The 11,920-nt window shown below is 42.3% G+C and carries 11 protein-coding genes; 4 read left to right on the top strand and 7 right to left on the bottom strand.

The genetic code is table 11. The features are described from left to right. Positions 1 to 79: 79 nt before the first annotated feature. The 5 genes from BUC17_RS13020 to htpG form a co-directional block, all read right to left on the bottom strand. Positions 80 to 889, bottom strand: a complete 810-nt coding sequence (locus BUC17_RS13020; RefSeq protein WP_073365212.1) for a hypothetical protein — start codon at positions 887 to 889, stop codon at positions 80 to 82. A gap of 42 nt (positions 890 to 931) precedes the next feature. Then, positions 932 to 1,399 (bottom strand): hypothetical protein, encoded by a 468-nt coding sequence (locus BUC17_RS13025; RefSeq protein WP_073365214.1) that lies wholly within the window; start codon positions 1,397 to 1,399, stop codon positions 932 to 934. Continuing rightward, complete coding sequence (locus tag BUC17_RS13030) at positions 1,399 to 1,806, bottom strand: DUF2721 domain-containing protein (RefSeq protein ID WP_073365216.1); 408 nt, start codon at positions 1,804 to 1,806, stop codon at positions 1,399 to 1,401. The genes BUC17_RS13025 and BUC17_RS13030 overlap by 1 nt, the downstream gene beginning before the upstream one ends. A gap of 64 nt (positions 1,807 to 1,870) precedes the next feature. Beyond that, positions 1,871 to 3,943, bottom strand: coding sequence for a prolyl oligopeptidase family serine peptidase (locus BUC17_RS13035; RefSeq protein WP_073365218.1), 2,073 nt, complete (start codon positions 3,941 to 3,943; stop codon positions 1,871 to 1,873). Positions 3,944 to 4,042: 99 nt separating this feature from the next. Beyond that, on the bottom strand, positions 4,043 to 5,923 hold the full coding sequence (gene htpG, locus BUC17_RS13040; RefSeq protein WP_073365220.1) for a molecular chaperone HtpG: 1,881 nt from the start codon (positions 5,921 to 5,923) through the stop codon (positions 4,043 to 4,045). Between the two features lie 176 nt (positions 5,924 to 6,099). Between htpG and BUC17_RS13045 the strand changes: the two genes are divergently transcribed. The 4 genes from BUC17_RS13045 (at position 6,100) to BUC17_RS13060 (ending at position 9,381) form a co-directional block, all read left to right on the top strand. After that, the gene (locus tag BUC17_RS13045) at positions 6,100 to 6,570 is read left to right on the top strand and encodes a lipocalin family protein (protein WP_073365222.1); all 471 of its coding nucleotides are present in this window, start codon (positions 6,100 to 6,102) and stop codon (positions 6,568 to 6,570) included. Positions 6,571 to 6,583: 13 nt separating this feature from the next. After that, on the top strand, positions 6,584 to 7,276 hold the full coding sequence (locus BUC17_RS13050) for a YiaD family glycine zipper/OmpA-like lipoprotein (RefSeq protein ID WP_073365224.1): 693 nt from the start codon (positions 6,584 to 6,586) through the stop codon (positions 7,274 to 7,276). Positions 7,277 to 7,392: 116 nt separating this feature from the next. Beyond that, on the top strand, positions 7,393 to 8,067 hold the full coding sequence (locus BUC17_RS13055; RefSeq protein WP_073365226.1) for a TetR/AcrR family transcriptional regulator: 675 nt from the start codon (positions 7,393 to 7,395) through the stop codon (positions 8,065 to 8,067). 3 nt (positions 8,068 to 8,070) lie between these two features. After that, positions 8,071 to 9,381 (top strand): ABC1 kinase family protein, encoded by a 1,311-nt coding sequence (locus tag BUC17_RS13060; protein ID WP_073365228.1) that lies wholly within the window; start codon positions 8,071 to 8,073, stop codon positions 9,379 to 9,381. 73 nt (positions 9,382 to 9,454) lie between these two features. On the opposite strand, the gene BUC17_RS13065 is transcribed toward BUC17_RS13060, so the two are convergent. Further along, positions 9,455 to 11,557 carry a beta strand repeat-containing protein gene (locus BUC17_RS13065; RefSeq protein ID WP_143161814.1) on the bottom strand — a complete coding sequence of 701 codons (2,103 nt, stop codon included), beginning with the start codon at positions 11,555 to 11,557 and terminating at the stop codon, positions 9,455 to 9,457. 79 nt (positions 11,558 to 11,636) lie between these two features. Continuing rightward, positions 11,637 to 11,920, bottom strand: a 284-nt coding sequence (locus BUC17_RS13070) for a T9SS type A sorting domain-containing protein (RefSeq protein WP_143161815.1), incomplete at its 5' end; no start/stop codon positions are given.

An 11,920-nucleotide genomic window follows, 5' to 3' on the forward strand; every position in this document is an offset into this window, starting at 1 on the left:
CTATACTTTGTTAGGTTGGTGAGCACTTGCACTGCTCAAAAAATCCCGCTCAAAAGGCGGGATTTTTCATTGTTATCATTTATCGTCTTCGACCTGTTTGGGTTCGGTTTTTTCGAATAACCGTAGTTCCTCGAGGCGTTGTCGAGCGCACCACTCGCGTTCCTCTTCGGTTATTGACTACCACGGTTGTATGCCGTCTATTGGGGCGATACACCTTATGCGCTACAACCACCGTTCGTGTAGGTACCCGACGATATACCAAGCGATGTGGCGCACAACGGGTTGTAAACACACTGTAGCTGACCACACGCCACGGACGCCATCCTTGAGGATATACGCGCCAACGCCAAGGCGAACGCCAAACGACATATCCTGGGCGGTACATAAAGCGAACAGCTGGCCATAACCAAACATTGACTCCTATTGGTTTAGCATCGTAATGCATCCCATTCGGCCCTTTCCCTTTGACAGTTTCGGATATATCTTGGGGTTCTACAATAGTATTGGCAGCATACAGCGCTTCATCGCCTTCGATTTGTAGTTGTGCACTTTCGGGTCCTGTTTTTTCGATCCCAATAACGGCAACATCTTGTTTTTCTTGGTCACTTAAATAAACGCTCAACACCAAGGCATGCGTGTCTCCCTCCTGGAAGTCAGTAACGGTAATGTAATCTACTTGCCCATCATGGTTCAAGTCTAGGTTGTTGATCCCATTATCTTCGGCATTGAGCGCTTGTTCAAAAGCTTCGATGGATTGGGATTTTTGGAAAAGGGCAAGCGCGCCTTCCAGACTGAAATTTTCTCCTATAAATTCAGGATTTTCTTGCTCTTGTGCCTTACATACAGCAAGATTACAGAGCGTAACGGTAAAAAGAAGTAGGCGTTTCATCGGTTATTATTTTTGTATTGGATGTTTTTTTTGGGCAAAGGTTTAATCCACAATAAAATCGGCCGTGAGTTTTAATTTATAAAACAAGTTCGAAAACTGAAGCGCTATATTGCGTTCAGCGAGCGCATTTAAACTTCCATGGTATTGCTTTTGCATGCGGAGGTCTTCTATTTTTTCGTCGATATTTTTAAATAACCAAGCACAATCCCTCCCGATATATTTTTGGTTTCTAGGATTAAATACATGCTGCGCTTTTACTTCTCCTGATTTAACCGTAGCAAATGTAAAGCGCTGTTTTCTTGCAGCTTGTATTTGCTCGTTGTGCAGTAATTCCAATAATTTATCATAATTTATAACCTTACTCTTTTGAGCGGTTTCAAACGCTTTTAAATTCAAACGCAGCTCCCGAATGAGTTGGTCCTTGAGCACCCGATTACCTTTTATGAGTCCGCTTAATTGCCCTAAAATTTGCGGAAGTTCGTGGATTAAATTTAGCCAATCTAACGCCATTATGCTTTGTTTTTGGTTTCTTCTAATAGATCTTTTAAGTGAACTCGTAATGCGGTTACCGAAATGCTAACTTCCCAGAACGAGATGCCCAATGAAATTAGTAGGCACAGTAAACTGGCTCCAAAAAGATAAATTCCCGCCAACATCCATTCGAGGTATAAAAGCAACATAGCAAATACTGACAAGAACAGCGAGAGTACCCCAAAAAGCTGCATCGCCCGAATTAACGTGAGTCGTAGGTTTAAGTTCTTTATTTCTATCAAAATACTTTTGTTATGGTTTTCATCGTAATTTTTTTTCAAACTGCGAACGATTTGCGCAATGGTTAAAAAGCGGTTGGTGTAGGCCAACAAAATCAACGAGGTTGCTGAAAAGAGTAAAGCCGGGGTTTCAATTTGTAAATTCATAACGATCCTTTGCGTAAAGTTCGACAATTTTTAACGATAAAAAAAAAGGCCCGAAGGCACTTTTTTAGGATTTTAATTTTTTCAAAAGATAGGCATATTGCAAGGCATTCCATCGCGCACGTTGGTCATTGGTAGATGAGCCTCCGTGTCCTCCTTCTGTATTTTCGTAATAATAAATAGGATAGCCAAGATCAAGCATTTTGGCCGCCATTTTTCGGGCATGTCCAGGATGAACTCGATCATCGCGCGTGGAGGTCATAAAAAACACTTCAGGGTATTTTACACCACTTTTGACATTGTGATACGGCGAATACTTTTGAATGTAAGCCCATTCTTCTGGAATATCAGGATTTCCGTATTCTCCCATCCAACTCGCTCCTGCCAATAGTTTGTTGTAACGCTTCATATCCAGTAACGGCACCTGACATACCACGGCGTTATACAATTCAGGATGTTGTGTAAAAGCGACCCCCATGAGTAAACCACCGTTACTTCCTCCCATGATTCCTAGATGCTTGCTACTGGTAATTTTGCGTTTGATAAGATCGCGACTGATGGCTGTAAAATCATCATAAATGAGTTGGCGTTTTTCTTTCAAACCGGCTTGATGCCAGGAAGGACCGTACTCAGCACCACCCCGAATATTGGCTAACACATAAACACCGCCTTGTTCGAGCCACAACGTCCCCATCGTTCCGCTGTAAAAAGGTTGCATCGCCACTTCAAATCCGCCGTACCCGTACAATAAAGTTGGATTCTTTCCATTCAACACTACATTTTTAGCGGATATCACAAAATAAGGTACGTTTTTTCCATCAGTTCCTTTGACAAAAAACTGTTCCACCTTGTATTTGTCGGCGGAGAAAAAAGCAGGTAGCCCCTGAACTTTCGTAGACTTTCTATTTTTTAAATTGTAGACGAAAAGCGATGTGGGTTCGAGGAAATTTTCAAAACTATAGTAGAAATCATCGCTTTCCCGATTAGCACTGACAATCGAGATGGTGCCGTAAGCCGGAGCATCAACACGCGTTTGATACCATTTTTCTTTCCCCTTTGACAACAGATACAACTCGCTTTTTACATCGTTTAAAACGTTAATCAACAGCTGATTTTTGGTCATCGCTACCGATTCTAAACTTTGATTGGGTGTGGGTTTGAACAAAAGTTCTACGTGTTGCTTCCCTTCGAGCAAGGCTTTGAAATCCATCGCAATCAAACTTCCTTGGCTGTAGGTTTTATCCGCCACTGTCCAATCCGATTTGAGTTGCACAATCGCTTTTCCAAATTTAATCCCAAGTAACGAAGCGTCATCCGGAATGTTTAGTAGAATATTTTGATCATTTTGATGAATGTAGGATTTCCGGGTGTAAAAGGAAAGACTTTTGTTGAGGAGTAGGTAAGGTGTTTCCCCATCGCGCAAAACAGATCCACTGTTGTAAACGTCAGTCGGATCCCCCGAAAGCAAGGTTTTGGCTTCCGAAAGGGGTGTGCCTCGTTTCCACCATTTCACGATTTTCGGATATCCCGATTCGGTCAATGAACCGGGGCCAAAGTCGGTTGATACGATTAAATTATTTTCGTCCCAATATTGAATGCTACTTTTGGCTTCGGGTAAGAAAATACCGTTGGGCACAAACTGTTTGGTGCGCACATCAAATTCGCGCGTTTCATGGGCATCGCCGCCGCCATTGGAAAGTTTAACCAAATACAATCCATTTCCAGGATATAAAGCAGTGGCACCATGAAAAACCCATTTTTTCTGTTCTTTCTCCGATAAAGCATCCAAGTCCAATAGAATGTCCCAATTGGATTTTCCTGCATTGTAATCGGCTGTGGTCATTCGTCGCCAAATTCCACGCACATGGGTAGCATCTTGCCAAAAATTATACACATAATCGCCCGTTATCGAAGGGTAGACAATGCGGTCTTTGGCATTCAATATCGTCAAGGCTTTTTGATACAAGGAAGCATACTCTTTCTCAGCTTCGAGTACAGCAAAGGTTTTCTGATTTTGGGTATTGACAAAATCAAGCGCTTTTTTTCCATCGATTTCCTCCAAATCGAGGTAGGGATCTTCTTGGGCAGTGATCGTTAGCGAAGCCATTGTCATCAGCAAAAGGATTATATTTTTTTTCATGAAAAATAGGATTATTGGGCTAAATATAGCCGAAGTCGTGCAATAAAAAAAGCTGTCTGCAAGGGCGACAGCTTTTTTTAACGCTTTTTTTTGAGTTTTTTAGGCCAATTGTTCAAAACTACGTTTCACAAAAGCCGTTAGTTCTTCTCCTTTGAGGAGACCTTGGGCAATTTTAGCCAAATCCAAGGCTTGTTTGATGAGTTTTTCTTGGGTTTCTCCTTCGGTTTCCAACAAACGGGTCGCCAAGTCGGCATTGGTATTGACCACCACATTGTACATTTCGGGGAAATTGCCAAAGCCCATCATTCCACCTCCCGTTTGACTCATTTCTTTCATACGACGCATGAACTCGGGTTGAGTCAAAATGAAAGGAGCAGCGGTACTGTCCATGGCTTCCAGTTGCAAGGTATAGTTGGCTTTGGGGATAACATGCTCCAAAATTCCTTTCAACTTTTCTTGTTCTTCCTCTGAGAGTTTTGAGGGTGTTGTGTCCTCTTTTTGAATCAATTTATCGATATGATCGGCATCGACGCGCGCAAAAGTCAGGTTCTCATTGTCGGTCTCCAATTTTTGAATCAAATGCGACACGATGGGCGAATCCATGACAAGCACTTGATAGCCTTTTTCTTGGGCAGTTGCTATGTAACTGTGTTGTTGCTCTTTGTGGGAAGTATACAACACCACCAATTTTCCATTTTTGTCCGTATGGGTATCTTTGAGTTTCTCTTTCAACTCGGCCAAGGTGTAGTAAGTGTCGTTTACAGTGGGATAAAGCACAAAATCGCCTGCTTTTTCATAAAATTTAGGCTCGGTAAGCATCCCGTATTCCAATACGATTTTGATATCGTTCCATTTCTTTTCAAAGTCCTCGCGATTTTCGGTAAAAAGGGCTTTGAGTTTGTCGGAAACTTTACGGGTAATGTAATTGGAAATCTTTTTCACATTCCCATCGGCTTGTAAATAAGAGCGCGATACGTTTAACGGAATGTCTGGTGAGTCAATAACCCCACGCAACATACCCAAAAATTCAGGCACAATTCCTTCTACATTGTCGGTGACAAATACCTGATTTTGGTACAACTGGATTTTATCTTTTTGCATTTGAACTTCCTGCGACATTTTTGGGAAGTACAAAATTCCAGTGAGGTTGAACGGGTAATCAACATTTAAATGGATATGAAAAAGCGGGTCTTCAAATTGCATCGGATACAATTCTCGGTAGAAGTTTTGATAATCTTCGTCCTTCAAATCCGTGGGTTGTTTGGTCCATGCCGGCGACGGATTGTTGATGATATTGTCTACATCGATGTATTCGGTTTTGTAATCGTCGCCCGCGTCTTCGGGTTTGGGTAAGGCTTCTTTGCGGGTCCCGAATTTAATCGGAATCGGCATGAATTTATTGTATTTACGCAATAATTCCCCGATACGGTGTTCTTCCAAAAATTCGGTGGAGTCTTCGGCAATGTGTAAAATGATTTCCGTGCCGCGTTCGGTTTTGTCGTGGGGTACCAAGGTAAACTCGGGACTACCGTCACAGGTCCAATGTGCTGCAGGTTCGTCTTTGTACGATTTGGTGATGATTTCTACTTTTTCAGCAACCATAAAGGCCGAGTAAAAGCCCAAACCAAAATGACCGATGATTCCGGCATCTTTGGCAGAATCTTTATATTTTTCTAAAAACTCCTCAGCGCCAGAGAATGCGACTTGGTTGATGTATTTTTCAACCTCTTCGGCGGTCATTCCCAATCCTTGGTCGATGATGTGTAATTTTTTACCTTCTTTGTCAATTTTAACTTCAATTTGTGGCGTGCCATATTCGACGTTGGCTTCTCCAATACCCGTAAGATGTTTTAATTTTAAAGTGGCATCGGTGGCATTGGACACCAATTCGCGTAAAAAGATTTCATGGTCGCTGTATAAAAACTTTTTTATGAGCGGGAAAATGTTCTCGACGGAAACATTAATTTTTCCTGTTGACATAGTACACAATTTTTGAGTTACACAATTTGGGTTTGACTTAGCAAAGAAAATACCAACGCCTGCACAACTGACAAATTGTCGTAGTATTAGTTGCCATTAACATTACGTTAAATTCTACATCATTTTAGGGTGAGCGTTGTATTTTTGCAGCAGTTTTTAACCCTAATAAGCAACCCATGAAAAAAATGATGTATGCCTTGGTGTTGTTGGTGCTGTTTAGTGCTTGCAAATCCAAATCGGCAACCAATACCCGATTAGACAACAAAACCGAAGTCGCCTTAAAAGGCAATTGGACGTTGACAAAAGTTTCGTATCCCGGATCGGAGGTCATTAAGATTACTTCGTTTGACTTGGCGGATTCCCAATGTTTTGTGGGAAGCCAATGGCGGTTTATTTCCAACAACAACAAAGGCGAGTTTTCTTTAAACAATGCTTCGTGTATGGCATTCAATTCGCCCATTACTTGGTTCATTAACAAAGAAGGACAATTTGTAATGAAAATCCTCAACGAAACCAAAGCGCGCAAAGTAACCGAGGGCTATGTACTTCAAGTAGGAACCGTTACGGATTCGACGTTTGAACTCACCGATCGCGTTAATGTGGGCGGTAAAAATGTAACTGTAGTGTATCAATTTTCAAGAAATTAAAACCTAGAACACGATGAAAAAAGGAATGGCAATAGTACTGGTAGGACTTCTAACATTAGGTCCTTTGGCCGGTTGTGAAGCGGTGAAAAACACAAACAAAACCCAGCGTGGTGCGGCTATTGGTGCAGCAGCAGGTGCTGTTTTGGGTGGTGTTATCGGAAACAATGTAGGTAAAGGCGGGAATGGTGCGCTTGGCGCAGTGCTTGGAGGCGTTGTTGGTGGTGTTGCCGGTGGCGTTATTGGAAACAAAATGGACAAACAAGCCCGCGAAATCCAGACGGCTTTGCCCGGTGCGCAAGTTGAACGGGTAGGGGAAGGCATTAAATTGGTTTTGGGCGAAAATGCGGTGCGTTTCGATTTTAACAAAGCAACATTGACTGCAGCGGCACGTGCCAATTTGGATAAGTTAGTTCCTGTGTTCCGTGAGTATGCCGATACAGATATCAAGATTTTTGGGTATACCGATTCCAAAGGTGCCGATGCTTACAACCTCGATTTATCTGAAAAGCGTGCCCTAGCTGTAGAACGTTATTTAGAATCCAAAGGCTTGAATATGTCGCGTTTTCAAATTGTTGGGATGGGTGAAGCCGATCCGATTGGAGATAACGAAACGGAAGCAGGTCGCGCCATGAATCGTCGCGTTGAGTTTTCAATTGTCGCCAACGAAAAAATGAAACAAGATGCCCAACGCGAGGCGGGTCGCTAACAAAAATCAACGTTCGGTAACCCCGGACGTTTTTTTTCTAAAAAATTAACAAAATATTTTGTTTAACAATTTGGTTGAAACATTAAACACTGCTTATCTTTACAAAAAAATAGGACATGGAAACTACAACGCCCAAAAAAGGAAGAAAAAAGATCGTAGATGATCAATCCATTATTTCGTTGTTTATGGATTCAGTGTTGAAAAACGACGCTGAACCCAAGAATGTTTACCTATTTTGCCACGAAGCGGGCCTCAAGGAATCCGATTTTTACATTCATTTCGGTTCTATTGAGGCGTTGAAAGAAGCCATTTGGACGCAGTTTTTTGAGCATGCCGTGGCTACGATGCAAAAGGATGAGGCTTACAATTCTTTTGTAGACCGTGACAAACTATTGACGCTCTATTTTACTTTGTTTGAATTGCTTTCGTTGAATAGAAGTTATGTCTTATTTCAATTAGAAGGCCATAAGCAAGGACTTAAAAATTTGAAATCTTTGCGTGGGATGCGAAACCACTTTAAAGATTTTATCGTAGATAATGTTCAGTTCACCCAGGATACCGCTTGGAATGAGAAATGGGCTAAAATTTCAAAATCAGTCACGGCAGAAGCCGCCTGGGTGAATTTTTTAGTGATTCTTAAATTTTGGATTGAGGATACGTCCAAAGGGTTTGAGAAAACAGACATTTTGATTGAAAAAACCGTCAATACCGCTTTTGATTTGATGCAAACGCAACCGTTGGAGCGTGTGATTGATTTGGGTAAATTTTTATGGAAAGAAAATCATAAGTAACCGATGAAGACCCTAGATAAAATACCGACGGGCAAGATAGAACGCGCCGGTCAATTGGTTAAAACAGGTCTCAAAGTAGGCACCAATTATGTGGCTTACTATGGTGAAAAATTGGTGAATCCTAGTGTGTCGCGTGATAAATTGAATGAGAATAATGCAGAGGATATTTATGACGGACTCAAAAATTTGAAAGGCAGTGCCTTGAAAGTAGCTCAAATGTTGAGCATGGACAAAAGTATTATGCCCCAGCAGTATGTGGACAAGTTCTCGCTGTCACAATTCAGCGTACCGCCATTATCTGCTCCTTTAGTTAGAAAAACGTTCAAAAAATATCTCGGTCAATATCCGGAGAACTTATACGATACGTTCACTCCCGACGCCACTAATGCTGCGAGTATCGGTCAGGTACACAAAGCAACGAAAGATGGGAAAAATTTAGCTGTGAAAATACAATACCCGGGCGTAGCAGAGAGTATAAGTTCGGATTTGGCTTTGGTCAAACCCTTTGCCATTCGAATGTTTAATTTGAAAGGTAAAGATTCGGAAAAGTATTTTAAGGAAGTGGAAGACAAATTGTTGGAAGAGACCGACTACGATTTGGAACTTCGTCAAAGTATCGAAATGACGCAATTGTGTAGTCATATTGAACATTTGCGCTTCCCGAAATACTATGAAGAATATTCCTCGGCCAAGATTTTGACGATGGAATGGATTGATGGGTTGCATTTATCGGAATTTGCCAAACAGAATACCGATCGTGCTTTGGGTGATCGTATTGGGCAAGCGTTGTGGGACTTTTATATGTTCCAAATGCATGCGCTGAAGCAAGTACACGCCGATCCGCATCCTGGAAATTTCCTTGTGGATAAGCAAGGCAACTTGGTCGCTATCGATTTTGGGTGTATCAAAAAAGTTCCCATGGAATTTTATACACCGTATTTTGAATTGGCCAATAAGGAAAGTATCAACAATCCGACGATTTTCAATCAAAAGTTGTATGAGTTGGAGATTTTACGTCAGGATGATACCCCTCAAGAGATTGTTTATTTTACGAAAATATTCCATGAGTTGTTGCAACTCTTTACACAACCCTTTCACGCCGATCATTTCGATTTTTCGGATGAGGAATTCTTCGGAAGAATTGCGGTGATGGGCGAGGAGTTTGCCAAAGACACCCAGTTGCGCAAAATGAATGGAAATCGCGGTTCGAAGCATTTTTTATACATCAACCGCACATTTTTTGGATTATACAACTTGTTACACGATATCAAAGCACGCGTAGACACACGCCACTTTGAAAAATACTTGCGATAGGAGCAAGTTACTGTTTGTTTATTTATTGGTTAGGTTGATAAGAGCAATACGTCTATGTATTGCTCTTATTGTTTTACCTAACTTGTTGTATTTCAAAATATGTTTTGCCCGAAAAGCCATCAATGGAAACGCCTGCTTGGTAGTTTTCGACATAAATTTCGACATAACCGCCGACCGCCAAATTGACTAAACAGGTTACCGTGCGACTCACCGGTCCATTGGAAATATGGTTTCCTGAGTTTTGCTGGTAAAGCACCCCATTAACATACACGCCAATAGAATAAAATTGGCCATTGCTTTGATTGTCGGTGTGAAAACCTGCATTAATTTCATAAATACCCGCTCGCGTAGCTGTAAAACGATTTGCTGCAAATTCGTTATTGATATCAAAAACTTCGGTGGCAAACGGAATAATTTGCCATCCTGTGGTACCTATTGCTGTATTTCCGCTCAAATTTGTGCGTACCGCCGAAAGTTGGTTGGTACCCGAAGGGGAAACCCACGATAATACGCCGCTTCCATCGGTGGCTAAATATTGATTGGCCGTTCCCCGAGCCACGGGAAAGACATACCCTGTGCCAGCAGGATTACCGATTTGAAACGTACTGTTGGTGCGTAAGATAGGAGTAGGACTAAACTCTCCATAAATCAAAGAAGTTGTGGGAGTGGTATTGGCGTTGGTGATATACAATTTATTGGAACCAGTTTCCGAAAAACCAGCTTGGTTCCCCAGAGCCACGTTGCCACTTCCTGTATTATTATTTACTAAGGCGCTAAAACCTACCGCTGTATTATTGGAAGCTATATTTTGCGTGAGTGCACTCATACCAATGGCTACATTGTTGGCGCTAGCTCCTGTTGCAATCAACGCATTGTTTCCTACCGCTGTATTATTGGCTCCTGTAGTTCCTGCGCCAGCCTGAAAACCAACAAAAGTTCCTGCTCCTGTAGCATTACTAGCAAACTGACCTGCGCGAAAACCAATTAACGTGTTACCACTTCCTACAGCAGCAAATCCGGCTTCTGTGCCCACGGCTGTATTATTGTCGCCCGTCGAATTGTTGTTTAATACACTAAATCCAACGCCGGTATTCCCTGTAGCGCCACCTATTTGCCCTTGGAGCGCGTTAAATCCTACCGCTGTTGCATTGGAGGCTGTATTTTGAAACAAAGCGTTAGCACCGATGGCAACGACATTGGATACATTGCCTGTTCCTGCAAACATCGCTTGGAACCCTAGTGCGGTGTTGAATCGCGAAGCATTGTTGTTAATCCCTTGTAAAGCACTATGTCCGAAAGCCGTATTTTCACTTCCAATATTGTTATTTAGGGCAATATGACCCATTGCGGTATTGCGACTTCCTGCGGTGTTGGCGCGGGCGGCTTGAAATCCAACGGCCGTATTTTCAGATCCGATAGTGTTATTAATCATGGTTTGAAATCCGATGGCCGTATTGTTACTCGCTGAGGAATTGTTGGATAAAGCTTGGAAACCTACCGCTGTACCATTATTCCCCGATGAATTATTGCGCATCGCTTCAAAACCAATTGCCGTGGAAGCATTTCCTGTGTTGAGCGATAAAGCAGCATTCCCGACCCCAGTATTTTGAATTCCAGTGGTGTTCGCGGCCAACGTTCCATTACCCACCGCCACATTGTTTACTCCTGTGGTTAATCGTAAGGCATTGGTTCCAAAGGCAGTACTATTTGAACTGGCTCCATTGGTTAAGGCGCCAACCCCAAAGGAAGTACTGGTGGCTCCGATTTTTCCAGCTGCAATATTGTTTCGTCGAAAAGCAACATCCACATTGGTAGAAGCATCTGTCCCTAAATAATTAACTCCATCAACGATTCCGCTGTTTCCCGTGATTTGCCAGCCCGAAGCTCCGGTGGCAATGCGAATCCAAGGTCCTGTTGGGGAGCTCAAGTAATAAAAGCCTGGGGTTACATCGCCACTGGTCGCGGTGTTATAGACTAGCTCGGAAGTTGTGCCCGTGAGAACTGTCACCGTGGTGGTGTTTACCAAAGCTACACGTGGAATTACTAAACCCTCATCGGTAGCTGTAATGTCTAAAGCTCCCTCGGGATTGGTAGTGCCAATACCCACTTGAGCCATTAATTGGTGCCCAAGGAGAGAGAAAAAGAATACGAAAAGTAAAGTATATATATGTTTCATTAACGCTATAATATGAGGAGAGAAAGGTAAAAAAAGCCCCTCCGAAGAGAGGCTATTTTCAGTATTAAGATGGATTGGATTATCGTTTTATCACACGAAGTGATTTAATATCATTTCCTTGTGTTAAGATGACATTATAAATTCCTGAAGGATAAGTAGCTCCTACTTCAGTACTTTCGATAGCGTCGGCGTTAACCGTACGCGTTTCGATGGCACGACCCATCATGTCATACACTTGAATGGTGAACGACGCTTGGCTCGCGGTAGTTACTTTGAAGTAGAATTGCTCCGCATATGGATTGGGATATACCTGCGCATCGAAAGCTACACCTGTTACGGATGTGTCTTCAATCGTACGAGCGA

The organism is Flavobacterium fontis (genome assembly GCF_900129405.1).
Classification (GTDB): Bacteria; Bacteroidota; Bacteroidia; order Flavobacteriales; family Flavobacteriaceae; genus Flavobacterium; species Flavobacterium fontis.